Annotated in this window: 27 protein-coding genes; 19 read left to right on the top strand and 8 right to left on the bottom strand. The window is 68.8% G+C overall.

Features of this window, described 5'->3' with window-relative positions:
- The first annotated feature begins 3 nt into the window (after positions 1 to 3).
- The 9 genes from SPHPHY_RS18740 (at position 4) to SPHPHY_RS0100710 (ending at position 6,831) form a co-directional block, all read left to right on the top strand.
- On the top strand, positions 4 to 942 hold the full coding sequence (locus tag SPHPHY_RS18740; protein ID WP_022684808.1) for a flagellar motor switch protein FliM: 939 nt from the start codon (positions 4 to 6) through the stop codon (positions 940 to 942).
- Entirely contained in the window at positions 939 to 1,229 is a 291-nt protein-coding gene (gene fliN, locus SPHPHY_RS0100745; protein ID WP_022684807.1) for a flagellar motor switch protein FliN, read from the top strand. The genes SPHPHY_RS18740 and fliN overlap by 4 nt, the downstream gene beginning before the upstream one ends.
- Before the next feature lie 14 nt (positions 1,230 to 1,243).
- Positions 1,244 to 1,522: a flagellar biosynthetic protein FliO gene (locus tag SPHPHY_RS0100740; RefSeq protein ID WP_022684806.1), complete on the top strand. Its 279-nt coding sequence runs from the start codon at positions 1,244 to 1,246 to the stop codon at positions 1,520 to 1,522.
- Positions 1,519 to 2,412 (top strand): flagellar type III secretion system pore protein FliP, encoded by an 894-nt coding sequence (gene fliP, locus SPHPHY_RS0100735; protein ID WP_022684805.1) that lies wholly within the window; start codon positions 1,519 to 1,521, stop codon positions 2,410 to 2,412. Before SPHPHY_RS0100740 ends, fliP begins: the two co-directional genes overlap by 4 nt.
- Positions 2,413 to 2,561: 149 nt before the next feature.
- Positions 2,562 to 2,843 (top strand): flagellar biosynthetic protein FliQ, encoded by a 282-nt coding sequence (locus SPHPHY_RS0100730; RefSeq protein ID WP_022684804.1) that lies wholly within the window; start codon positions 2,562 to 2,564, stop codon positions 2,841 to 2,843.
- Positions 2,844 to 2,960: 117 nt separating this feature from the next.
- Positions 2,961 to 3,734 carry a flagellar biosynthetic protein FliR gene (gene fliR / locus SPHPHY_RS0100725; RefSeq protein ID WP_022684803.1) on the top strand — a complete coding sequence of 258 codons (774 nt, stop codon included), beginning with the start codon at positions 2,961 to 2,963 and terminating at the stop codon, positions 3,732 to 3,734.
- On the top strand, positions 3,734 to 4,858 hold the full coding sequence (locus SPHPHY_RS0100720) for an EscU/YscU/HrcU family type III secretion system export apparatus switch protein (RefSeq protein WP_022684802.1): 1,125 nt from the start codon (positions 3,734 to 3,736) through the stop codon (positions 4,856 to 4,858). Before fliR ends, SPHPHY_RS0100720 begins: the two co-directional genes overlap by 1 nt.
- Positions 4,859 to 4,892: 34 nt before the next feature.
- A complete protein-coding gene (gene fliD, locus SPHPHY_RS0100715) occupies positions 4,893 to 6,413 on the top strand; it encodes a flagellar filament capping protein FliD (protein WP_022684801.1) in 1,521 nt (506 codons plus the stop codon).
- Between the two features lie 19 nt (positions 6,414 to 6,432).
- A complete protein-coding gene (locus SPHPHY_RS0100710) occupies positions 6,433 to 6,831 on the top strand; it encodes a flagellar protein FliS (RefSeq protein WP_022684800.1) in 399 nt (132 codons plus the stop codon).
- Between the two features lie 43 nt (positions 6,832 to 6,874).
- Here SPHPHY_RS0100710 and SPHPHY_RS0100705 read toward each other — a convergent pair whose 3' ends face one another.
- The 5 genes from SPHPHY_RS0100705 to argH form a co-directional block, all read right to left on the bottom strand.
- Entirely contained in the window at positions 6,875 to 7,831 is a 957-nt protein-coding gene (locus SPHPHY_RS0100705) for a zinc transporter ZntB (RefSeq protein WP_022684799.1), read from the bottom strand.
- The gene (locus tag SPHPHY_RS0100700) at positions 7,828 to 8,583 is read right to left on the bottom strand and encodes a precorrin-2 dehydrogenase/sirohydrochlorin ferrochelatase family protein (protein WP_022684798.1); all 756 of its coding nucleotides are present in this window, start codon (positions 8,581 to 8,583) and stop codon (positions 7,828 to 7,830) included. The genes SPHPHY_RS0100705 and SPHPHY_RS0100700 overlap by 4 nt, the downstream gene beginning before the upstream one ends.
- Before the next feature lie 94 nt (positions 8,584 to 8,677).
- The gene (gene lysA, locus SPHPHY_RS0100695) at positions 8,678 to 9,934 is read right to left on the bottom strand and encodes a diaminopimelate decarboxylase (RefSeq protein WP_022684797.1); all 1,257 of its coding nucleotides are present in this window, start codon (positions 9,932 to 9,934) and stop codon (positions 8,678 to 8,680) included.
- A gap of 20 nt (positions 9,935 to 9,954) precedes the next feature.
- On the bottom strand, positions 9,955 to 10,194 hold the full coding sequence (locus SPHPHY_RS0100690; protein ID WP_022684796.1) for a hypothetical protein: 240 nt from the start codon (positions 10,192 to 10,194) through the stop codon (positions 9,955 to 9,957).
- The gene (gene argH / locus SPHPHY_RS0100685) at positions 10,191 to 11,549 is read right to left on the bottom strand and encodes an argininosuccinate lyase (protein WP_028056332.1); all 1,359 of its coding nucleotides are present in this window, start codon (positions 11,547 to 11,549) and stop codon (positions 10,191 to 10,193) included. The genes SPHPHY_RS0100690 and argH overlap by 4 nt, the downstream gene beginning before the upstream one ends.
- Before the next feature lie 16 nt (positions 11,550 to 11,565).
- On the opposite strand from argH, the gene SPHPHY_RS0100680 reads away from it, so the two are divergent.
- The 7 genes from SPHPHY_RS0100680 (at position 11,566) to SPHPHY_RS0100650 (ending at position 18,381) form a co-directional block, all read left to right on the top strand.
- Positions 11,566 to 12,168: a TlpA family protein disulfide reductase gene (locus SPHPHY_RS0100680; protein ID WP_022684794.1), complete on the top strand. Its 603-nt coding sequence runs from the start codon at positions 11,566 to 11,568 to the stop codon at positions 12,166 to 12,168.
- A 225-nt stretch (positions 12,169 to 12,393) separates the two neighbouring features.
- Complete coding sequence (locus SPHPHY_RS18735; RefSeq protein WP_051148344.1) at positions 12,394 to 13,320, top strand: DMT family transporter; 927 nt, start codon at positions 12,394 to 12,396, stop codon at positions 13,318 to 13,320.
- Positions 13,317 to 13,970, top strand: coding sequence for a COQ9 family protein (locus tag SPHPHY_RS0100670; RefSeq protein ID WP_022684792.1), 654 nt, complete (start codon positions 13,317 to 13,319; stop codon positions 13,968 to 13,970). The genes SPHPHY_RS18735 and SPHPHY_RS0100670 overlap by 4 nt, the downstream gene beginning before the upstream one ends.
- Before the next feature lie 48 nt (positions 13,971 to 14,018).
- Positions 14,019 to 14,282, top strand: coding sequence for a FeoA family protein (locus SPHPHY_RS0100665; RefSeq protein WP_022684791.1), 264 nt, complete (start codon positions 14,019 to 14,021; stop codon positions 14,280 to 14,282).
- Between the two features lie 22 nt (positions 14,283 to 14,304).
- Complete coding sequence (gene feoB, locus SPHPHY_RS0100660) at positions 14,305 to 16,155, top strand: ferrous iron transporter B (protein WP_022684790.1); 1,851 nt, start codon at positions 14,305 to 14,307, stop codon at positions 16,153 to 16,155.
- Positions 16,156 to 16,255: 100 nt separating this feature from the next.
- Positions 16,256 to 16,813 carry a single-stranded DNA-binding protein gene (gene ssb, locus SPHPHY_RS0100655; RefSeq protein ID WP_022684789.1) on the top strand — a complete coding sequence of 186 codons (558 nt, stop codon included), beginning with the start codon at positions 16,256 to 16,258 and terminating at the stop codon, positions 16,811 to 16,813.
- 11 nt (positions 16,814 to 16,824) lie between these two features.
- Entirely contained in the window at positions 16,825 to 18,381 is a 1,557-nt protein-coding gene (locus SPHPHY_RS0100650; protein WP_022684788.1) for a PAS domain-containing protein, read from the top strand.
- On the opposite strand, the gene SPHPHY_RS0100645 is transcribed toward SPHPHY_RS0100650, so the two are convergent.
- Genes SPHPHY_RS0100645 through metX form a run of 3 tightly spaced genes read right to left on the bottom strand, consistent with a single transcriptional unit; the run spans position 18,359 to position 20,517 of the window.
- Positions 18,359 to 18,772: a response regulator gene (locus SPHPHY_RS0100645; RefSeq protein ID WP_043130171.1), complete on the bottom strand. Its 414-nt coding sequence runs from the start codon at positions 18,770 to 18,772 to the stop codon at positions 18,359 to 18,361. The genes SPHPHY_RS0100650 and SPHPHY_RS0100645 overlap by 23 nt on opposite strands.
- Positions 18,773 to 18,796: 24 nt before the next feature.
- The gene (gene metW / locus SPHPHY_RS0100640; RefSeq protein ID WP_022684786.1) at positions 18,797 to 19,390 is read right to left on the bottom strand and encodes a methionine biosynthesis protein MetW; all 594 of its coding nucleotides are present in this window, start codon (positions 19,388 to 19,390) and stop codon (positions 18,797 to 18,799) included.
- Positions 19,387 to 20,517: a homoserine O-acetyltransferase MetX gene (metX, locus tag SPHPHY_RS0100635; protein ID WP_022684785.1), complete on the bottom strand. Its 1,131-nt coding sequence runs from the start codon at positions 20,515 to 20,517 to the stop codon at positions 19,387 to 19,389. Before metX ends, metW begins: the two co-directional genes overlap by 4 nt.
- A 172-nt stretch (positions 20,518 to 20,689) precedes the next feature.
- On the opposite strand from metX, the gene SPHPHY_RS0100630 reads away from it, so the two are divergent.
- The 3 genes from SPHPHY_RS0100630 to SPHPHY_RS18730 are packed head-to-tail and all read left to right on the top strand — an operon-like array spanning position 20,690 to position 22,210.
- Positions 20,690 to 21,187, top strand: coding sequence for a hypothetical protein (locus SPHPHY_RS0100630; protein ID WP_022684784.1), 498 nt, complete (start codon positions 20,690 to 20,692; stop codon positions 21,185 to 21,187).
- Between the two features lie 26 nt (positions 21,188 to 21,213).
- Complete coding sequence (locus SPHPHY_RS22160; protein WP_022684783.1) at positions 21,214 to 21,447, top strand: hypothetical protein; 234 nt, start codon at positions 21,214 to 21,216, stop codon at positions 21,445 to 21,447.
- Entirely contained in the window at positions 21,440 to 22,210 is a 771-nt protein-coding gene (locus SPHPHY_RS18730; RefSeq protein ID WP_022684782.1) for an alpha-ketoglutarate-dependent dioxygenase AlkB family protein, read from the top strand. Before SPHPHY_RS22160 ends, SPHPHY_RS18730 begins: the two co-directional genes overlap by 8 nt.
- Positions 22,211 to 22,284: the final 74 nt, after the last annotated feature.

Raw genomic sequence — 22,284 nt, 5'->3', positions numbered from 1 at the left:
TAGATGGTTAACACGCCCGCCTCCCTCGAAACCGGATTCGACACCGGCACGCCGATCGGCGCCGCTGCCGCTTTGGGTGGGGGGCCGGCGACGCCCGCGAAGCTGCATCCGTTCGGCGACCTGCACACGTTGCAGCACCTGTCCGCGCGCGCGGCGCGCGGGGTGCGGCAGGCGTTCGAGGGTTACTGGCGCGCCGAGACGCGCGCCTGGGCCGAGCCGCTGGAGGTGCTGCGCCTCGCCGATTACCGGGCTGCGCGCGGCGACAAGCTGACGGCGTGGCTTCCGCTGTCGATGGATGGCCGCCCGGCGCTGTGCGTGCTCGACAGCCAGTTCGTCGTCGAGATCATCGACCTGTTCTTCGGCGGCACCGGCGACGTCTCGCCGATGCTGGCGCTGGAATTCACCCCCGCCGCCGACGTGATCGTCGCGCGCGTCGCCAAGGGCATGGCACGCGCGCTGGAGACCGCGTGGGAGCCGCTGGCGCGCGCGCGTTTCGCCGCCGAGCCATGCGAGCTGGGCTCCAGCATGATCCCCGGCGTCGAGGGCGACGAGGTGGTGATCGCCACCCGCTTCGCGATCGCGCGCGGCACCGCCAAGCCGGCGTTCGTCGACATCCTCTACCCCGTCGCGACGCTGAAGCCGCACACCGTGGCGCTGACCGGCAAGGTCGTCGCCAAGCCGGCCGAGGTCGACGCCGAATGGCGCACGCAGCTGACGCGTGCGGCGATGGCGGTGCGGCTGCCGGTGCGCTCGGTACTCGCCGAGCCGACGATCACGCTGTCGCGGCTGATGGACCTCAAGGAAGGCGACGTCATCCCGATCAGCTTCGGGGTCGACGTGCCGATCGTGATCGGCGGCGTCGCACTGGGCCTGGGCACCGTCGGCACGTCCAACGGCCGCGCGGCCATCCGCATCTCCAAGTTCGAAGGACCCCTGCAATGAACGACATGACCGGCGGATTTGCGATCGACGCCGCCGTCGCCAGCAATCTGCGGCTTTTGCAGGGCGTGGACGTGCGGCTGACCGTCGAGATCGGATCGACCACGCTGTCGCTGCGCGAGCTGCTGGCACTTGGCGAATCGAGCGTGATCGAACTGGACCGGCAGGCGGGCGAGCTGCTCGACGTGCTGGTCAACGGCACGTTGATCGGACGCGGCGAGATCGTGACCGTCGGCGAGCGCTACGGCGTGAAGATGACCGAGCTGGTCTCTCCCGAAAAGCGCGGCTGAGGGAAACGCGGGCGATGATGTGGACCTATATCCTGAAGCTGGTCGTCATGCTCCCGCTGGTCTGCGGGCTGATGATCGGGTGCCTCTATCTGTGGCGGCGCCTTGAATCGCGGATGCCGGGCAAGCCGAGCGCACGCGGGATCGCCGTACGCGAGACGATGATGATCTCGCCGGGGGTCAAGCTGGCGGTGGTCGATTTCGAGGGCCGGCGCCTGCTGGTCTCGGTCAATCGCGCGGGCGTGACGCTGGTCGACAAGTCCGATGCGCGCGTGCCGGTGGACCTCGGCCAGTGAGCGTCTCGGCGATCCGTACCGGCACGCTGATCCGCGCGCCCCGGGCGCGCACGCGGCGTTCGCACCTGATCCTCGCGCTGCTGGCGATCGTCGTGGCGCTGTGCGTCGCGATGCCGGCGCTGGCGCAGACCTTCCCCGCCCCGTCGCAGCCGGCGGTGCAAGGCGCACCCGCCGCGCCGGCGCCGGGCGTCGGCGACGCGGTGGACCGCGCGCTCGGGCAATTGTCGCGCGGCGACGCCGGCGCGACGCCTGGCACCGGATCGCTGTCGCTGTCGCTGCAGGTCCTCATCATCATGGGCCTGCTCACGGTGCTGCCCGGCATCGTGCTGATGATGACCAGCTTCACGCGGATCATCATCGTGCTGTCGATTCTGCGCCAGGCGATGGGGCTGCAACAGACCCCGCCGAACCAGGTGCTGATCGGGCTATCGCTGTTCCTAAGCTTCTTCATCATGGCGCCGGCGATCAACCAGATCAACACGACCGCGATCCAGCCGTATTCGCAGGGCCGCATCGGCGGCACGCAGCTGATCCAGACCGCCGCCGCGCCGCTCCACGCCTTCATGGCCAAGCAGACCCGTATCAAGGACGTGACGATGTTCGCGGAGATGGCGAAGTCCGGCCCCTATGCGACGCCCAACGACATTCCCTATTCGGTGCTGCTGCCGGCGTTCGTCACCTCGGAGCTGAAGACCGCGTTCCAGATCGGCTTCCTCCTGTTCCTGCCGTTCATCGTGATCGACCTGGTCGTCGCCACCGTGTTGATGGCGCTGGGCATGGCGATGCTGAGCCCGACGATCATCTCGCTGCCGTTCAAGCTGCTGCTGTTCGTACTGGTCGACGGCTGGGCGCTGACGATGGGCAGCCTCGCGAACAGTTTCGCAACGTAGCGGTCCGTTCGCCCCGGGGCGCTGCCAGGCGAAGTGCAAGCGGCATCCCGAACGACGTGATGATTCGAGACGAAGCTTTGAGAGGTTCAGCGCCCCTCACCCCGAACGGCACCAATTCTCGCGCAACCAGTTCTCGCAAGGCCCATCCCATGCAACCGCTCGTCGATGCCGATTACTTCCTGACCATCGCCAACCAGACCATGTGGGTGCTGGCGCTGGCCGCCGCGCCGATCCTGATCCCGGCTTTGCTGTCGGGGCTGATCCTCGGCATGGTGCAGGCCGCGACCTCGATCAACGAGCAGACGCTCAGCTTCGTGCCGAAGCTGGTCGTCGTGGCGGTGTCGATCATGGTGTTCGGTGCGATGATCCTGGGCTTGCTCAGCGACTTCACGACCGAGACCTTCGCGCGCATCCCGGATCTGGTGCGCTGACGTGACGACGGGGGCATCAGCGCCGCGGCAAAGCCGCGTCGTCGGACGGGCGCGTGGCGCCGGCCGGCCGCGCTGGCCCCTGTGCCGCGACGCGCGTGCGCGCGGGGAGCTGGCACGATGCTAGGCTTTGGCCTCTCGATCGAGACGCAGCTGTGGGCGCTGATCTTCGTCATGATCCGCGTCGGGGCGGCGTTCATCGCCGCGCCGGTGTTCGGCAACGTCTCCGTACCGTTGCCCGCGCGGATCACGCTGTCGGGTGCGGTCGGCGTGCTGGTGCTCGGCACCACGACGATCCAGACCCCGCCGACGATCTTCGCGCTGGCCACCTTCGTCGCGGTCGCGGCCGAAGCGCTGGTCGGGCTGGCGATGGGCTTCATCGTCCAGATCGCGTTCGCCGCCCCGCTGGTCGCGGGCGAGATCATCGGCGGATCGATGGGGATCGGCTTCGCCAACATGATCGATCCCAATTCCGGCCGCTCCAGCCCGGCGGTCGGACAGTTCCTGTCGATCCTGCTGACGCTGCTGTTCCTGTCGCTCGACGGCCATCTCGTGCTCGTCGACATGGTGGTGAAAAGCTACACCGCGCTGCCCCCCGGCGCGGCGTGGCTAGCGGCCGGGCAGTTGCGCGACATCGCCCTGTTCGGCGGCTATGCCTTCATGGCCGGGCTGCTGCTCGCGCTGCCGGTCGGCTTCCTGTTGCTGTGCCTCAACCTCGTGATGGGAATGGTGTCGCGTTCGGCGCCGTCGCTCAACCTGTTCTCGATCGGCCTGCCCGCCAGCCTCGCGGTCGGCGTCGTCAGCCTCGCGATCGCGTTGCCCGCGATGGGCGACTACATGCAGGTGATCGTGCGTGAAGGCCTCGCCGCGGCGAAAAGCCTGGTGCTCGGCTGATGTCGGAGGGTGGCGACAAGACAGAAGCCCCGACCCAGAAGCGTCGCGACGACGCCAGGGAGAAGGGTGACGTCCTCAAGAGCCGCGATCTCGCCACCGCCCTGGTGGTGCTGGCAGGCATTTCGTGGATGATGTTCTTCGGTCCGGCGCTGCTCGCCGCGTGCAAGGAGGTGATGGCGGCCAGCTTCAGCTTCGGGCGCGCCGATGTCGAGGATTTCCAGCCGTGGCGCCCGCTTATCCAGGCGGGGTGGAAGCTGGCCGCACCGATCGGCACGCTGTTCGCGATCACGATCGGCGCGGCGGTCGCCAGCCAGGCCGGGCTCGGCTCGCTCGGCTTCAACGCCGGGTTGCTCGCCCCCAAGGCGTCGCGCATCAATCCCGGTTCGGGCATCAAGCGCATCATCGGGATGCAGGGCTGGATCGAACTCGGCAAGTCGCTGCTGAAGGTCACGCTGCTCGGCTCGATCGGCGCGTGGATGCTGTGGCAAACCGCGCATTTCAGCTTCGGGCTCGCCGCCTCCAACCTGCCCGTCGCGCTCGCCGGGCTGGGCGCGACGCTGACCCACGTGCTGCTCGTGATGGCGATGGGTCTGGTCGCGATCGGCATGATCGACGTGCCGACGCAGATCATGCAGCTGCTGCGCAAGCTGCGCATGACCAAGCAGGAAGTGAAGGACGAGCACAAGGAGAGCGAGGGCAACCCCGAGATGAAGGGGCACATGCGCATGCGGCAGCGCGAGATGATGTCGGGCGGCATGCACAAGGCGCTGGACGAGGCGCACGTCGTGCTGACCAACCCGACCCACTTCGCGGTCGCGCTGCGCTACGATCGCGGGCGCGACGAGGTGCCGGTGGTGGTGGCGAAGGGCCGCGGCGCGTTGGCGCTGGCGATCCGCGAGGCCGCGAAGGATCGCTCGTTGCCGATCCTGGAATACCCCGCACTCGCCCGTGCCGTCTACTACACCAGCCGCGAGGGGCAGGAAGTCCGCGACGACCTGTATCTCGCGATCGCGACCGTTCTCGCCTTCGTGTTCGGGCTCAATGCGGCGGCCGGAGGCACGCAGCCGCCGATCGATGTGCCGCCGACCGCACGTTTCGACGAAAATGGTGTCCAACCATCATAAAGAATCGCCGCGCGCGGCCGTTTAGGAGAGCATCATGGCGACGATCACCAGCAGCACGGCGACACCAACGCCCACCACGTCCAAGCCGGCCAGCACGGCGGCAACGACCAAATCGGCGGCGAACTCGATCCTCACCTCGCTGGGGTCAGGCTCCGGGGTCGATACCGACTCGCTCGTCGGCAAGCTGGTCGATGCGCAATTCGCCGCCAAGCGGGCGCAGATCACCGCCAAATCCGAGAAGCTGACCGCGCAGATCTCCGGCGCCGCGACGCTCAAGAGCTTCGTCAGCGACTTCGCCAAGGCGGTGAACACGCTGGTCAGCGGCGGCACGCTCGCCACGCAGCCGAACGTCAGCGACTCCAAGGTCGCGGGCGCCACCGCGATATCGGGTGCGCCGATGTCGGCCAGCGCCTCGGCGACCGTCAAGGTCGACAAGCTCGCCACCGTGCAGACCGTGACCAGCAGCAAGCTGGGCAAGGCCGACGCGTTCGGCACCGGCACGCTGACGCTGAAGATCGGCACCGCCGCCTATGACGCGAACGGCAAGATGACCGACCTGACGCCGGGCAAGGCCGACGACGGCACCGACCTGTCGTTCGACATCGCGATCGCACCGCCCAACGACACGCCGGCCGGCATCGCCGCGGCGATCAACGCCAGGGGCACCGGCGTCACCGCCTCGGTCATCACCGATGCCGACGGCGGCGCGTTCCTGTCGCTCAAGGGGCAGAGCGGCAACGCTCAGGCGTTCTCGCTGACCGGCACCGGCGGCACGCTCGACACGCTCAGCGTCGGCAAGGACGCGCCCGCCACCACGAAGCTGGCGGTCGGCGGCCAGGCCGGCAACGCCAGGCTGTCGGTCGACGGCGTCGCGGTGGAACGGCCCAGCAACGAGATCAGCGATCTCGTCCCCGGCGTGAAGCTGACGCTGGCCGGCATCGGCACGATGACGCTGAGCGGCACGCGCCCCGACGCGGCGCTGACCAACGCGGTCAAGGATTTCGTCGAGACCTTCAACCAGCTGCTCACCGAGGTGAAGACACAGACCAATGCGATCGACGGGCCGCTGCGCGCCGATCCGGCCGCGCGGCAGCTGCTGCGCAACCTGCAGGGTTTCGCGAGCAAGACGCTGCTCCCCGACGCCGCGGGCGGCACGCCGTCGACGCTGGCCGGAATCGGCATCCGCACCAACAAGACCGACGGCTCGATGGAAATCGACGACGCCGCCCTGACCAAGGCGATGAAGGACACGCCGGACGCGATCCAGGCGATGTTCACGCCCAACAGCTTCGGCGCGACCGGCATCAACGCCGCGATGCAGTCGCTCAAGCTTTCGTCGGGCAGCTCGCTATATGGCCTGACCGCCACCGACACGCGGCTGCGCGCGGCGCAGGACGACCTGACCAAGCAGACCTCGAAGATCGACGATCAATCGACGCGCTTCTCGGCGCGGTTGACGCAGCAATATGCCAGCATGAATTCCCGCGTCTCGGCGTACAAGGCGACCCAGTCGTTCATGACGCAGCAGATCGACGGCTGGTACAAGTCGAACTGACGGGAAAGGACGACCCATCATGGCCTATGCCTCTTCCCTGCTGCGCGATCCGGCGCGCACCTATCGCGAGATCGACCTGGCCGGTCGTACCGCCGCCGCCGACGGCCCGGCACTGGTCCAGTTGCTCTATGAGGAATTGACCCAGGCGCTGCGCGTCGCGGCCTGGGCGGCGGAGCGCAAGCAGTTCGCGACCCGCAGCGAACGCGTCACGCGCGCTACCGCGATCCTGTTCGCGCTGGAGGCCAATCTCGATTTCGAAAAGGGTGGCGACGTCTCGCGGGTCCTCGCGCGCTTCTATGCCGGGTGCCGCCGGCAAGTGATCGACGCCAGCGTCGGCACCGACGGCGCACCGTTTCGCGCCGTCGCCGCCGAGCTGGAGGAAATCGCCGGCGCATGGCGGCAGGCGCGCGCGGCGTAACGCCCGCATCGCTCACCCCGGCAACGTCGGGGTGAGCCGCGAGCTACCCGCGGAACCAGTGCCGCTGCACGAACCAGATGACGATGCCCGCCGCGACCAACGCGCAGACGCCGGCGATCGCATCGAACGCCCACGGCGCCTCGGCATAGGGCAGCCCCTTCACGTTCATCCCGTACAATCCGGTCAGGAACGTCAGCGGCAGGAAGATCATCGCCACCATCGCGATCACCAGGCTGCGCTGGTCGAGCTGTTCGGCGCGCAGATCGGTCAACGCCTCGTGCATCAGCGCGGCGCGCTCGCGGATCGCCTCGACTTCCTCGGCCATGCGCGCGGCGCGGTCGGCGGCGGCGGACAGATGCGCGCGGTCGTCCTCGGCCAGCCAGTCCCCCGGCAGCGTCGCCAGCCGTTCCAGCGCGGCGCGCTGCGGGCTGAGGAAGCGACGATAGTTGATCGCCTCCGACCGCACCCGCGTGACCTCGCGACGCAGTTCGAACACGCGGTGCGTGCTCAACCCCTGCTCGCAATCGTCAAGTCCGTCGCCAAGGTCGGCGACGACGGGATCGAGATCCTCGGTGATCGCCGTCGCAAACGCCGCGATCAGGTCGCCCGGGTCGCTTACCGTGCCGTGCGACACCTGTTCCTCGACATCCTCCAGCACCACGAGCCGCTTGCGAGAGACGGTGATGACGCGGCCCTTGGTCGCCCAGATCCGGATCGAGGCGAGCATGTCGGACGAATCGAGCTCCTCGTCGGTACGCCCGCGCAGGTTGACGAACGCGCCGGCGCCGATCTTGTCGGCGCGCGGGCGCGTTTCGGCGGCGGTCAGCTGGTCGACGGTGAACGGCTCCAGCTTCGCCTCGTCGCGCAACCATGCCTGCGCATGTTCGGCATTGGTGGCCAGATGCACCCACAGAAACTGTGCTTCGTCGCGAAGGGAGTCGGTCGCCGAGACGCGGGTCGTCTTGCCGTCGGCCGCAACGCGCCACGCGAAGCCACTCATGCGTGCATCGCCACGTCGACGGTGAGCCCCTCGCCGGATACCGGCGCAGCATCGCACGGCATCCGCAGCGCATCGGCGCGCGCGCGGTCGAGGATCGCCGCGGGCACGTCGGCGCGGTGCGTGACGCGGTCGGCAGCGGCGAGCAGCCGTGCCTGCCGCAGCGTGAGATCGTCGGGATCGCGCGACGCCAGCACCAGCCGCACCACCCCGCCCGCCGCCGCACTCGCCAGCACCGCCGCCGCGGCATCGCGCCCGTCGTAGTCGGCGAGCGGATCGAGCGCCGCACCCGGCGCCAGCGCCGCGCCGATCGCCCGCCGTCGCGCACCGCCATCGGGCAGCGCGGCGCGCAACCCGGCGCGCGCACCGTGCAACGCCTCAGCCAGCCGGCCGAGCGACGCCGGCAGCACCGCCTCCAGCCGCTGCCGCACCGCCGCCGCCAGCCCCGCCGACACGCCGCCGGTGCCGATCGCGACCAGCACCGGTGCGCGGTCGACGATCGCGGGCAACGTGAAGTCGCACAGCTCGGGCCGGTCGACCGCGTTGACCAGCACGCCGCGCGCCTTCAGCCGCGCCACCGCCGCGTCGTCGTCAGCGACGATCGCGAGCCGGGCTTCCGGGTCATCCTCGCCGACGACGATCGCCCCGGCACGCTCCAGCAACCGCCGCTTCGGCTCGGCTGCCTCCCCCGCGCCGACAAGGATCACCGGGCGACCGTTCAGCCGTACGAACAGCGGAAGGCTATGCAGCGTCATGCGTTACGCCCGGAAGCGAAAAAGCATCCCGCCACGCCACAAGCGCCGTCGGAAACCGGCCAGCGATCCGGGCGGCGGCAGAAAGATCTGTTGCCTACAACCACTCGGGCACGCGCTCGGCGGCGAGGATCGTTTCCGCCGCAATCCGGTCCGCGACCACCGCATAGCGATCGCCGTCGACCAGCACCTCGGGCACCAGCGGGCGGCTGTTGTAGGTCGACGCCATCGTCGCGCCATACGCCCCTGCGGTCCGCAGCACCGCCAGGTCGCCGCCCTTCACCGCGTCCATCTCGCGTGCCATCGCGAAGGTGTCGCCGGTCTCGCACACCGGCCCGGCCACGTTCGCGGTCATCCGCTCGCCGGTCGGCACCACCGCGTCGACATCGTGCCACGCATCGTACAGCGCCGGGCGCGCGAGGTCGTTCATCGCCGCGTCGACGATGACATAGGGGTGCACCACCCCCGGCTTCACCCAGATCACGCGCGTCAGCAGCACGCCGGCATTGCCCGAGATCACGCGACCGGGCTCGAACATCAGCTGGACGCCCCAGTCCTTCGTTACGCGTTCCACCATCGCGCCATATTCGGCCGGGCTGCGCGGGTCGTCGCCCGCCTTGTAGCGCACGCCCAGCCCGCCGCCGAGATCGACCCGCGCCACCGCATGGCCGGCGGCGCGGAGTTCGTCGACCAGCGCCTTCACGCGCACATAGGCCGCCTCCAGCGGGGCGAGGTCGAACAACTGGCTGCCGATATGGATCGCCACGCCCTGCATCGACAGGCCGGGCAGCGTGGACAGGCGCGCATACATTCCAGGTGCCTGATCGATCGGCACGCCGAACTTGTTCTCCTTGCGCCCGGTCGAGATCTTGGCGTGCGTGCCGGCATCCACGTCCGGGTTGACGCGCAGCACCGCGCGCGCGGTCATCCCGCGCTCGTGGGCCAGCTGCGCCAGCACGACGCCCTCTTCCTCCAGCTCGAGGTTGAACTGGCCGATCCCGGCCTCCAGCCCGCGCAGCAACTCGGCGCGGGTCTTGCCCACCCCGGAGAAGACGATCCCGCTCGCCGGTATGCCCGCCGCCACCGCACGCGCCATCTCCCCACCCGAGACGACGTCGGCGCCATAACCCTCAGCGGCGACCACGCGCAGCACGGCGAGGTTCGGGTTGGCCTTGATCGCATAGGCGAGGTGCACGTCCGGCACCCCCGCCAGCGCGTCGCGGAACGCACGCGCCTGCGCGCGGAAGGCGGCGGCGGAATAGACGTAGACGGGCGTCCCCACCTCGTCGGCGATCCGGGTCAGCGGCACGCCCTCGCACCACAAGGCACCGTCGCGATAATGAAAATGGTCCATGGTCACCCGAACGAAAAGAGTCAGCGCGGCGGCAGGTCGAACGGGTCGCGAGCGCGTTCCTGCGAGCTTCTCAGCACCTCGCCGGTACGCTGCGGGCGCGCCTGGACGGAGGGGGTGAGCAGATCGGCGACGGCCGGCTGCTGCGGCGCGCCATAGGGCGTCACCGGCATCGACTTCCCGACGGCGGGCTTGAGCGTCTGCGTCGAACCGCAGGCCGCGAGCGGCAGGGTCGCGAGCAGCAGCAGCAGCAGCGCCCTCACGCGCGTGCCGCCCGGATGGCGGCGCGGACGTTGTCGGGCGCGGTCCCGCCGAAGCTCCTGCGGCTCGCGACAGAGGCGTCGACCGACAGCACGCCGTAAACGCTGTCGGTGATCCGCGGGTCGATCGCCTGCAGATCGGCGAGCGGCACCTTGTCGAGCGTGCAGCCCAGCGCCTCCGCGCGCGCCACCGCGCGTCCGGTAATATGATGCGCCTCGCGGAACGGGACGTCGGCCTCACGCACCAGCCAGTCGGCCAGATCGGTGGCGGTGGCATAGCCGCTTTCGGCGAGGCCGCGCATCCGGTCGGTGCGGAACGTCGCACTCTCCACCATGCCGGTCATCGCCGCGATCGAGATCGCCAGCAGGTCATGGCATTCGAACACCGGCGGCTTGTCGTCCTGCATGTCCTTGGAATAGGCGAGCGGCAGCCCCTTCATTGTCACGATCAGGCTGACGAGGCAGCCGGTGATCCGCCCGGCATGGCCGCGCACCAGCTCGGCGGCATCGGGGTTGCGCTTCTGCGGCATGATCGAGCTGCCGGTCGACCATTGGTCGGACAGGGAGACGAACCCGAACGGCTGCGACGCCCACAGCACGAACTCCTCGGCGAGGCGGCTGAGGTGCAGCGAACATTGCGCCGCCGCCATCAGGTAATCGAGCGCGAAGTCGCGATCGCTGACCGAATCTAGGCTGTTGCGGGTCGGTCCGTCGAAGCCGAGCGCGGCGGCGGTCGCCGCGCGGTCGATCGGAAAGCCCGTGCCCGCCAGCGCGGCAGCGCCCAGCGGGCAGAGATTGCCGCGCGCGCGATTGTCGGTGAAGCGCGACACGTCGCGCGCCACCATCTCGTGATAGGCCATCAGGTGATGACCCAGCGTCACCGGCTGCGCCGATTGCAGGTGCGTGAAGCCCGGCATCACGCTATCGGCGTGTTCCTCCGCGCGCGCCAGCAACGCGTCGTCCAGCGCGGCGAGCGCGGCGAGCACCTGGTCGGTCGCATCGCGCACCCACAGGCGGAAGTCCGTCGCGACCTGATCGTTGCGGCTGCGGGCGGTGTGGAGGCGTCCGGCCGCGGCGCCGATCGCGTCGGACAGCCGCGCTTCCGTCAGCATATGGATGTCCTCCATCGCCAGATCATCGGGCACGCCGCCATCGGCATAGCCCTGCGCAACCTGTTCCAGCCCGGCGCCGATCGCGGCGGCGTCCCCGGCGGAGACGATGCCCTGCGCGCCCAGCATCGCGACATGCGCGCGGCTGCCGGCCACGTCCTGCCGCCACATCCGCTTGTCGAAGGGGATGGACGCGTTTATCTCGCGCATGACAGCGGCTGGCCCTTCGGCGAACCGCCCACCCCACATCTGGTTGGAACCGCTCATGGCATCCCGCGTCGCGATCGTCTGTCTCCTCGGCACCGCGCTGGCCCTTGCGGCGTGCGATAAGGGGTCGCCGTCGAACGGGCAAGCGCCGGCCGCCGACATCGCCGGCAGCGACGAAGTCAGCAGCGACGAAGCACCCGCGACCGGCGCACCGAAGGCCGACAAGATCGACCGCAGCCACAAGGGCGAGGCCGCGCCCGCCGTGTCCTTCGCAGCGCCGGGCGGGACCGGCGGCCCGACAACGCTGGCGTCGTTCAAGGGCAAGCCGGTGCTGGTGAACCTGTGGGCGACATGGTGTGCGCCGTGCGTGAAGGAGATGCCCACGCTGGACGCCGCCGCCGCGGCGCTGGGCGACAAGGTGCCGGTGCTGGCGATCAGCCAGGACATGGAGCCGGCCAAGGCGAATGCCTTCCTGGCGGAGCGCAAGTTCACGCACCTGAAGCCGTATCTGGACGCCAAGCTGGCGCTGAGCACCGCTTATGGCGCAAGCCTGCCGACGACGATCCTCTACGGCGCCGACGGCAAGGAGATCTGGCGCGTCACCGGCGACATGGACTGGACCGGCGCCGAGGCGAAGAAGCTGCTGGCCGAGGCGGCGTAAGCGGCGAATTCCCGGAAAGGCGTCCTTCACGCGCACGGTAATCCAGCCCGTGGTCCTTTCGAGAAGCTGCGCAACTGGCCTCTTGGTGCCCCGGGGATGACGAAGCGGGCGGGACCGGCTGAAGACTGGACGCCGCGCCGCGCGGGAATGACGTAAATGGGCGGCACGGCGAACCGCCCGAGCGCCGAGCCGCCCAGGAACGACGAACGAAAGCACCCGGACAGCATGCCCCGTTCCCCTGCCCCCACCGGCAATCCCGCCGCCTTCGTCGCGGTGGTCGTCGCCAATGCCGCGCTGGCGTTCGGGCCGCTGTTCGTGCGGCTCGCCGACACCGGCCCGGTCGCCGCCGCGTTCTGGCGGATGGCGCTGGCGGTGCCGCTGCTCGCGATCGCCGCGCTGGCGCTGCCGGGGCCGGCCTCGCGCAGCGCGCCCACGTCGCGGATATGGTTGTTCGTGGGGCTCGCCGGCGTCGCCTTCGCCGCCGACCTGGGGACATGGCACCTCGGCATCCTGCACACCACGATGGCGAACGCCACGCTGCTCGGCAATTCGGCGACGTTCCTCTTTCCACTCTGGGGGTTCCTCGTCGCGCGCGCCTGGCCGACGCGGATGCAGGGCGTCGCGCTGCTGCTCGCCGCCGCCGGCGCCGCGCTGTTGATGGGGCGGTCCTACCAGCTCGATCCGCGCCACCTTGCCGGCGACCTGCTGTGCGTACTGGCCGGGATATTGTACGCGCTGTATTTCATCCTGATGTCCGACGTGCGGCGCGCGCTCGCCCCCTGGCCGGCACTGGCGCTGTCGTCGCTGGCGGCGCTGCTGCCGCTGCTGGGTTACGCGCTGATCCTTGGCGAGCGGATCATGCCGCAGCACTGGACGCCGTTGATCGCGCTGGCGCTGGTCTGCCAGCTGCTCGGACAGGGCTGCATGATCTACGCGCTCGGCCGCTTGCCGCCGCTGGTGATCGGGCTCGCGCTGCTGATCCAGCCGGCGGTGGCGGCGACGATCGGCTGGGTGCATTTCGGCGAAGCGCTCGCCGCGCCCGACTTCGTGGGGATCGCGATGATCGCTGCGGCATTGGTGCTGGTGCGCGACCGCCGCCGCAATGCTACGGAGCCGCCACCCGCCAATCCCGTGCCGGAGGAGATGCGATGACCGAGGACCTGACGCTCGACGAGGTACGCGCCCGCCTTGCGCCCGCGATCGCCGCCAATGCCGCCTTCGACGGCTGGGGCGATGCCGCGCGCGATCTCGCCGCCGAGCTGGAGGGCATCGACCCCGACGTGGCGCGACTCGCCTTCGCGGACGGCGCGGTGGCGATGATCGATGCGTGGTTCGAGCATATCGACGCGGAAATGGCGCGTGCCCTTCCGCCCGAAGGACTGACGGCGATGAAGATCCGCCAACGCATCACCGCGCTGGTCGAGGCGCGGCTGGCGGTGCTCGCCCCCGAACGCGAGGCGTTGCGGCGGGCGCGTGCGGTGCTGGCGCTGCCGAACAACGTCGCGCGCGCCGCGAAGCTCGGCTGGCGCAGCGTCGACCGGATGTGGCGTTTGGCCGGCGACACCGCAACCGACTATAACCATTACACCAAGCGCGCGATGCTGCTGGCCGTCTACACCGCGACGACCACCGTGTTCCTCGATGACGACAGCGAGGGGCAGGCCGATACCCGCGCATTCCTGTCGCGGCGCATCGACGGGATCATGCGGTTCGAAAAGGCCAAGGCACAGTTCACGCGGCGGACGCAGCACCGCCCGAGCCTCAGCCGGTTCATCGGCCGGCTGCGCTACCCGGTGGTGTGACGGCAATCGCTAATTGATAATCAATCGCACTGCCATTATACAAGCCGCGTGACCCTGCCCATCAGCCTCGAAACGCTCCCGCGGCATCAGGCCGCCATCGTCGACACCATCGACTGGTCCCGCCTTGCCACGCCCGAAGCGCGGCGGTTGCGCGAACTGGGCTTCGACGCCGGCGTCGCGGTGCAGGTGCTGCACCGTGCGCAGATCGGCGGCGGACCGGTGGCGTGCCGGATCGGGCGGATGACGGTGGCGCTGCGCCGCGCGGTCGCCGGGGCGATCCGCGTCTCGGTCGAACCGCTGCCGGCCGAGTGAGCGGCTCGCCGCGTCGATCCTGATGGAAATGCCCCCGCTGGTCGCGATGGTCGGCAATCCCAATGCCGGCAAGAGCGCGCTGTTCAACGCGCTGACCGGCGCGCGGCAGAAGGTCGGCAATTATCCCGGCGTCACCGTGGAGCGCCATTCCGGCCGGCTCGTGCTGGACGATGGCCGCCCGGTCGAGCTGGTCGACCTGCCCGGCGCCTACAGCCTCGACCCCTCTTCCCCTGACGAGCGGGTGACGCGCGACGTGCTGCTCGGCGCACAGGCGGGCGAACGCCGCCCCGACGTGCTGGTCGTGGTGCTCGACGCCGCCAACCTCGACAATCACCTGCGCTTCGCGATGCAGCTGATCGCGCTGGGGCTGCCGGTGGTGGTCGCGCTCAACATGGTCGACCTGGCCGAGCGCGACGGGCTGGTGCTGGACGCGGCGGTGCTGGAGCGCGAACTAGGCGTGCCGGTGGTGCCAACCGTCGCGGTGCGGCGGCGCGGCATCGACGTGCTGCGCGCCGCGCTGACCGGGATCGTCGGCATCGCACCCGATGCCGCGGTCGCCGCCGCGCCCGACGAGGACATTCGGACGCTGCAACGCCGCGCACGCGACCTGTCGAAGGCCGCGACCGTCAGCGAGACGCCGACGCGCCGCTGGCACCACGCGCTGGATGGAGTCGCGCTCCACCCGGTGTTCGGCCCGATCCTGCTCGTCGCGCTGCTGTTCGTGATGTTCCAGGCGGTGTTCAGCTGGTCGGAAGCGCCGATCGGCTGGATCGAGGACGGCTTCGCCGCACTGGAGACGGCGATCAAGGGCGCGCTGCCCGCCGGCTTCCTGCGCTCGCTGCTGACCGATGGCGTTATCGCCGGGGTCGGCGCGGTCGTGGTGTTCCTGCCGCAGATCCTGATCCTGTTCCTCTTCATCCTCGTGCTGGAGGCCTCGGGCTATATGGTCCGGGCCGCTTTCCTGATGGATCGGTTGATGGCTGGCGTCGGGCTGTCGGGGCGCGCGTTCATCCCATTGCTGTCCAGCTTCGCATGCGCGGTGCCGGGGATCATGGCGACGCGCACGATCGACGACGAAAAGGACCGGCTGACGACGATCCTGATCGCGCCGCTGATGACCTGCTCGGCGCGGCTGCCGGTCTATACGATCATCATCGGTGCATTCATTCCCGCGCGGGAGGTGGTGCCGTTCGTCGGCTTGCAGGGACTGGTGCTGCTCGCGCTGTACCTGTTGGGCATCGTCGGGGCGTTCGTCGCCGCGCTGCTGCTACGCCGCACGGTGACGAAGGGCGAATCGTCGGGCTTCATGATGGAAATGCCCAAATATCAGCTGCCCCGCCTGCGTGACGTCGCGATCGGGCTGTGGAGCCGTGCGGCGATCTTCCTGAAGCGCGCCGGCACGACGATCGCGCTGACGACGATCGTGCTGTGGGCGCTGCTCAGCTTCCCGCAGGCGCCGCGCGGACAGAGCCAGGTCGAATATTCGATCGCGGGACGGATCGCCAGCGGGCTGGAGGTCGTGGTGCGGCCGATCGGCTTCAATCACGACATCGCGCTTGCGCTGATCCCGGCGATGGCGGCGCGCGAGGTGGCGGTGGCAGCGATCGGCACGGCCTATGCGATCGACGATACCGAGGATGCGGCCGGATCGAAAAGCCTGGTCGATCACCTGCGCGGGCGCTGGTCGCTGCCCACCGCACTCGCCTTTCTGATGTGGTTCGTGTTCGCGCCGCAATGCATCAGCACGATCGCGGTGACCCGGCGTGAGACGAACGGCTGGAAATGGCCGATGTTCATGCTCGGTTATCTGTTCGTGACCGCTTATGTGATGGCGGGGATCACGTATTGGCTGGCGGTGCTCGCCGGGCTTTGATTAAAGGGCCGCACCGCCCGCTTCCCGTCCGGCCCGTCGCCGTCGATCGAGAAGCCGGGCCGCACCGTCGCCGGCATGGACCGGCCAGATAGAGGTTTCGATGGCAGGCAGCGTCAACAAGGTCATTCTCGTCGGCAATCTCGGGCGCGATCCCGAGTCGCGCTCGTTCCAGAACGGCGGCAAGGTCGTCAACCTGCGGATCGCGACGTCCGAATCGTGGAAGGACCGCAACAGCGGCGAGAAGAAGGAAAAGACCGAATGGCATTCGGTCGCGATCTTCAACGAAGGGCTGGCCAACGTCGCCGAGCGGTTCCTGCGCAAGGGCAGCAAGGTCTATATCGAGGGCCAGCTGCAGACGCGTAAGTGGCAGGACCAGCAGGGGCAGGATCGTTATTCGACCGAGGTGGTGCTGCAAGGCTTCAACTCCGTGCTGACGATGCTCGACGGCCCCGGCGGCGGTGGCGGCGGCGCTCGTGACGACATGGGCGGCGATGACTTCGGTGGCGGTGGTGGTTACGGCGGCGGTGCCCCGCGTGGCGGCGGTGCGGGCGGTTCGCGCGGCGCGAGCGGCGGCGGGTCCGCTGGCGGCGGTGCGGCGCGCGGTGGCAGCTACGGCGGCGGCTTCGCGGACGATCTCGACGACGACGTACCGTTCTGAGGTCCGTGCCGGTGAGCGCACCCCTCTGCCCCGCGGATGCCGCGCCAGCCACGATCGCGGGTGCCGGCCCGATCGACGAGCGGCAGCGTCGTGCGACGATCGACGCGTACAATCTCGTCGCGCTTCGCCGCGCCGCCGCGCTCAAGCAGATCACCGACTTCGCGGCACGATTGTGCGAGGCGGAGATCGCGCTGGTCTCGCTGGTCGAGGAGGACGAGCAATCGTTCCTCTCCGCGACCGGCACCGACCTCGACGGCACGCCGCGCGCGATGTCGTTCTGCGCCTATGCGATGTGGCAGGACGACATCATGGTCGTCCCCGACGCGACGCAGGACCCGCGGTTCGCCGACAATCCACTGCTCGTCGATCCGGGCGTGCGCTTCTATGCCGGCGCGCCGCTGGTCACCGAGGAAGGAGTCCCGCTCGGGGCGTTGTGCGTGCTCGGCACGTCGCCACGCCCGGCCGGGCTGACCGCGCTCCAGCTGGGCGGGCTGCGCGTGCTGGGGGCCGCCGTCATGGCGCGCGTCCACGGCTCGCGCGATCACGCCGTCTCGCAGGTCGCGCGCCGCGAGGCCGAGGATAGCGAGACGCGCTTCCGCATCCTGGCCGACACCATGCCGCAGATGGTGTGGTCGACGCTGCCGGACGGCTATCACGATTACTATAATGCGCGCTGGTACGCCTTCACCGGCACGCCGGAGGGCTCGACGGACGGCGAAGCCTGGAACGGGATGTTCCACGCCGACGATCAGGAGCGTGCGTGGGCGGCGTGGCGCCACGCGCTGGGAACAGGCGAGCCGTATCAGATCGAATATCGGCTGCGGCACCATGACGGCACCTATCGCTGGGTGCTGGGCCGCGCGCTGCCGATCCGCGATGCCGCGGGCACGATCACGCGCTGGTTCGGCACCTGCACCGACATCCATCAGCAGAGGCTGGCGATGGAGGAGCGCGAGATCGTCAGCCAGGAACTGAGCCACCGCATCAAGAACATCTTCTCGGTCGTCGCGGGGTTGGTGCACCTGACCGGGCGCACGCACCCGCCGCTCGCCGGGCTGCTGGGCGAGCTGCGTCAGCGCATCACCGCGCTTGGCCGCGCGCATGATTTCGTCCGCCCGCACAGCGACCAGTCGCGCCCGAGCGTGCGACAGGACAGCCTGCACGGCCTGCTCGAGGAGCTTTTCATCCCCTATCAGTCGCGCAGCGGCGAGCGCTTCACGATCAAGGGCGACAATGTCGTGGTCGACGATCGCGCCGCCACCCCGCTGGCGCTGATCTTCCACGAGCTGGCGACCAACGCGAGCAAATATGGCGCGCTGTCCAGCATCGACGGGCGGGTAACGATGATCGTCACCGACACCGGTCGGGACGTCGTCCTGCTATGGCATGAACAGGGCGGGCCGACGCTTCACGACGCACCGACGCAGCACGGCTTCGGCTCGCAATTGATCGAAATGAGCGCCAAGCGTCAGCTGGGCGGGACGCTGGTGCGGGAATGGCATGCGGACGGACTGCGGGTCGAGGTGCGCGTCCCACGCGAGGCGTTCAGCCGACTGGCGACCACCTGACGAAATCGATATTGTCGCCGGCAACGTCGACCGCGCGTGAAGCGGTGTGTGCGGCGGCGAGGATCGCCTCTTCGTTGAACGGCTTGCGAACATAGCCGAGCGCGGTGTCGCGGTTGGTGATCTGACCCGGATTGGCGGTGACGAAAACGACCTTCACGCCGTGTTCGCGCGCGATACGCTCGGCGATCTCCGGCCCGGTCGCGCCGTCGCGCAGATTGACGTCGACGAATGCGAAGCAACATCCCGGTGCTGCGCTCAGCGCTGATGCGGCGTCCGCCGCGATCGCAACGACGGTATAGCCGGCATCCTCCAGGATACGCTCGAGATCGAGCGCGACGAAAATCTCGTCCTCGACGATCAGCGCGGTGGGGGGTGCGGAATGGTCGGTCACGCCGATCTTAACCGAGATCAAACGTCATGGTTCCCGTCGCAGCAGGAACACCGCGTGTTCGGCGAACATGTTCGCCGCCGCGCCGCCGGTCCGCTTGTCGCCGGACAGGAACCACGCGCGCTCCACGATCACGCCGCGCTCGGCAAGATGCGCGCGGAAATCGTCGATGGTCACATGGTGGATGTTCGGGGTGTCGTACCAGCGTTCCGGCAGCAGCCGCGTCACCGGCATCCGCCCGCCCCACAACAGCGACAGCCGTACCCGCCAATGCGCGAAGTTGGGAAAGCTGACGAACGCGAAGCGCCCGATGCGCAGCAACTCGTCCAGCACGCGATCGGGCGCGCGCGCCGTCTGCAACGTCTGGCTCAGGATCGCATAGTCGAAACTCTGGTCGGGATAGCCGGCGAGATCGATATCGGCATCGCCCTGGATGACCGACAGTCCGCGCCCGACCGCCGCGGCGACGTTCGCAGCGTCGATCTCCAGCCCGCGCACGTCGACGCGCGCCTCGTCGCGCAGCGCGGCCATCAACTCGCCGTCGCCGCAGCCGACGTCCAGCGCCCGCGCGCCCGCGGGCACATGCCCGGCGATGATCGCGAGATCGGGGCGCAGGCTCATGCCGCGGCGCTCAGGAAGCCGTGCATCACCCGGTCCAGCTCGGGTGACTCGAGCAGAAACGCGTCATGCCCGAACGGGCTCGATAATTCGACGAAGCTCGCCGGTGCGCCGGCCGCCATCAGGGCATGGACGATACTGCGCGACTCGGAGGTCGGGTACAGCCAGTCGGTATCGAAGCTGACGAGGCAGAACCGCGTCGCCGCTCCGCGGAAGGCGTTCGCCAGCATGCCGCCATGCTCCTCGGCAAGGTCGAAATAGTCGAGCGCGCGGGTGATGTAGAGATAGCTGTTCGCGTCGAAGCGGTCGGAGAACGCCAGCCCCTGGTGTCGCAGGTAGCTCTCCACCTGGAAGTCGGCGTCGAATCCGAACGACTTCTGCTCGCGCGCCTGCAAGCGCCGCCCGAACTTCTCGGTGAGCCCGGCCTCCGAAAGGTAGGTGATGTGTGCCGCCATCCGCGCCACCGCCAGGCCTGCCGCCGGTGGATCACCGTCGTAATAGTCGCCGCCGCGCCAGTTCGGATCGGCCATCACCGCCTGTCGTCCAACCTCGTGGAAGGCGATGTTCTGTGCCGAATGGCGCGCGGTCGAGGCGATCACGACGCATTTCGCGACGCGCTCCGGGAAGGTCGCCGCCCAGCTGAGCGCCTGCATCCCGCCCATCGATCCGCCGACCACCGCCGCCAACCGCGCCACGCCGAGGTGATCGAGCAGCAGTGCCTGCGCGCGCACCATGTCGCGGATCGTGATGACCGGGAACGTCATCGCGAACGGCCGGCCGGTCGCCGGATCGATGCTCGCGGGCCCCGACGTTCCCATGCACGAACCGAGCACGTTGGTGCAGATCACGAAATAGCGATCGGTGTCGATCGGCCGGCCCGGCCCCACCATCCGTTGCCACCACCCCGGCTTGCCGGTGCGCGGATGCGCGCTCGCCAGATGCTGGTCGCCGGTCAGCGCATGGCACACCAGCATCGCGTTGCCGCCACCGGGCGCGAGCGTGCCATAGGTTTCGTAGGCGATCTCGACCGGCGCGAGCAGCGCGCCGCCGTCGAGCCTGAGCGGCCCCGGCAGCGCGACACGCCGCGACAGGCCGAACCGCTGGTCGAGCGAGGAAGGCGTGCTGAGCATCGAGCCCCTGCCTTTACGCGCGGCGGGGGCGGGGTGTCGAGACGGGAAGGCGCATGGTGCCCCCTTCCCGGGATTGCTCCGGAATGGAGGCGCCTTCGCCGTCGACAGGCCGCCGCCGGTCTATCTCCGGAACGCGGCACATTAGCCGCGCTCGGGTGGCGAGAGGTTTGCGGTGGACGACAGGGCGATTGGCGCGATCGGCGACGTGGCGCGTGGCGAGCTGAACTTTTCGTGGTTCAGATCCGCGTTCAGGCGGGATCATGGAGCGAAAGGTGCGCTGGACTTCGGACACGCCGTGATCGGCACGACAGACGATCTGGACCAGTATCTCCACAGCTACGGGCCGATGATCCGTAGCCAGTGGGAGAGGATCTCACACCTGCTCGCCGCCGTCGAACCACCGACGACGGTCTTCGATTATGGCTGCGGACAGGGTTTGGCGGGCCTTCTCGCCAACGATCTGACCAGGGGCCGGCTTTTCGGGCAGGCGCGCGACATCGTACTGGTCGAACCATCATCGCTCGCGCTGGCGCGGGCCGTGGCGCTATACGCGCGCCTGGCGCCTGATGCGAAGGTGACCGCCATCAACCGGCGCTTCGACGAGGTGGACAAGGAACAGGTACCTGCCACCTCACCGGGCGCGACCCTGCACCTGTTTTCCAATTCCTAGACTTACCCGGGTTTGATGCGCTGACATTGCTGATAGCGACGGTGCGGGCGGGCCGGCATACGATACTGTCGGTCAGTCACGACCGCGACTTCAACGGGGGATCGCCGCAGGTCGAAGCACTCGCGGCGACCATGACGCAAGCGGGAAAGGACGGCCACCTGATCGATTGCCGGTCGACGGTGGAGCGATTTACGTGCGACAATCCCGGCCGGTCCGCGGGGATCGGCTGGCTGTGCGAGTTCGAGGTCAAGGATGGCTGATCTTTTTGCTCCGGCGGCGCCGACACCGCCCTTCGTCCTGCCGGCCGCTCCGGGGTACGACGTGTCGTGGAATAAGGATCGCAACGGTTTCGACGTTACGGTGCCGGGCGGCGCGTTCTTCTACGCGGAGCATTTCTTCAGCAAGGCGTGGAGCGACCGCATGTTCGCCTACCTTCAGGAGAACGACAGCGCCGACTGGCGCACGATCGACTGGCGGAAGGTGTCGGCGGAAGCGCTCGGGCAGATCGGCTTCACGAACGTCCGCTGGAAGCAGGACAGCATGAAACTGTACGGCAAGGATATTCCATTGCCGCGGCTGACCGCGTGGTACGGCGATCCCGGCGCCGCCTATACCTATTCGGGTATAAAGTCCGAGCCCAATCCCTGGACCGACGGCCTGCTTCATATCAAAGATCGGATCGAGGATGCCAGCGGCAGCACGTTCAACTGCGTGCTGCTGAACTGGTATCGCGACGGCAAGGACAGCCTTAGCTGGCACGCCGACGACGAAAAGGAACTGGGCGTGGATCCCGTGATCGCCTCCGCCAATTTCGGCGCGACGCGCGACTTCCAGTTGCGCCGCAACAGCGATCATGCCGAGAAGATCACCATCCCCCTGCAGCACGGTACCCTGCTCCTGATGCGGGGCGAGCTTCAGCGGCACTGGAAACATGCCGTGCCGAAACGTGCGACCGTCGACGGTTCACGCTTCAACATGACCTTTCGTACGATCTATGGCGTCATACCGGCGTCTGGATCGTAGCTGGCAAGCCGCCCGGCGTCGCCCCTGCCGACCGGCAAGTGCCACGTGGTCCGGACGCTCACAACCTACACGCC

This window comes from Sphingomonas phyllosphaerae 5.2 (assembly GCF_000419605.1).
Lineage (GTDB): Bacteria > Pseudomonadota > Alphaproteobacteria > Sphingomonadales > Sphingomonadaceae > Sphingomonas > Sphingomonas phyllosphaerae_B.
The sequence above is the reverse complement of the archived record's forward strand: the minus strand, read 5'-3'. Positions and strand labels throughout refer to the sequence as shown.

Coding starts and splice junctions, on each gene's coding strand:
- SPHPHY_RS0100720 (WP_022684802.1), top strand. CDS start 3,734: ATGTCGGAGGGTGGCGACAAGACAGAAGCCCCGACCCAGAAGCGTCGC.
- fliR (WP_022684803.1), top strand. CDS start 2,961: ATGCTAGGCTTTGGCCTCTCGATCGAGACGCAGCTGTGGGCGCTGATC.
- SPHPHY_RS18740 (WP_022684808.1), top strand. CDS start 4: ATGGTTAACACGCCCGCCTCCCTCGAAACCGGATTCGACACCGGCACG.
- SPHPHY_RS0100710 (WP_022684800.1), top strand. CDS start 6,433: ATGGCCTATGCCTCTTCCCTGCTGCGCGATCCGGCGCGCACCTATCGC.
- SPHPHY_RS0100680 (WP_022684794.1), top strand. CDS start 11,566: ATGGCATCCCGCGTCGCGATCGTCTGTCTCCTCGGCACCGCGCTGGCC.
- metX (WP_022684785.1), bottom strand. CDS start 20,517: ATGCTCAGCACGCCTTCCTCGCTCGACCAGCGGTTCGGCCTGTCGCGG.
- SPHPHY_RS0100700 (WP_022684798.1), bottom strand. CDS start 8,583: ATGACGCTGCATAGCCTTCCGCTGTTCGTACGGCTGAACGGTCGCCCG.
- argH (WP_028056332.1), bottom strand. CDS start 11,549: ATGTGGGGTGGGCGGTTCGCCGAAGGGCCAGCCGCTGTCATGCGCGAG.
- SPHPHY_RS0100705 (WP_022684799.1), bottom strand. CDS start 7,831: ATGAGTGGCTTCGCGTGGCGCGTTGCGGCCGACGGCAAGACGACCCGC.
- SPHPHY_RS0100740 (WP_022684806.1), top strand. CDS start 1,244: ATGATGTGGACCTATATCCTGAAGCTGGTCGTCATGCTCCCGCTGGTC.
- SPHPHY_RS18735 (WP_051148344.1), top strand. CDS start 12,394: ATGCCCCGTTCCCCTGCCCCCACCGGCAATCCCGCCGCCTTCGTCGCG.
- SPHPHY_RS0100670 (WP_022684792.1), top strand. CDS start 13,317: ATGACCGAGGACCTGACGCTCGACGAGGTACGCGCCCGCCTTGCGCCC.
- SPHPHY_RS18730 (WP_022684782.1), top strand. CDS start 21,440: ATGGCTGATCTTTTTGCTCCGGCGGCGCCGACACCGCCCTTCGTCCTG.
- feoB (WP_022684790.1), top strand. CDS start 14,305: ATGGAAATGCCCCCGCTGGTCGCGATGGTCGGCAATCCCAATGCCGGC.
- ssb (WP_022684789.1), top strand. CDS start 16,256: ATGGCAGGCAGCGTCAACAAGGTCATTCTCGTCGGCAATCTCGGGCGC.
- fliN (WP_022684807.1), top strand. CDS start 939: ATGAACGACATGACCGGCGGATTTGCGATCGACGCCGCCGTCGCCAGC.
- SPHPHY_RS0100730 (WP_022684804.1), top strand. CDS start 2,562: ATGCAACCGCTCGTCGATGCCGATTACTTCCTGACCATCGCCAACCAG.
- fliD (WP_022684801.1), top strand. CDS start 4,893: ATGGCGACGATCACCAGCAGCACGGCGACACCAACGCCCACCACGTCC.
- lysA (WP_022684797.1), bottom strand. CDS start 9,934: ATGGACCATTTTCATTATCGCGACGGTGCCTTGTGGTGCGAGGGCGTG.
- metW (WP_022684786.1), bottom strand. CDS start 19,390: ATGAGCCTGCGCCCCGATCTCGCGATCATCGCCGGGCATGTGCCCGCG.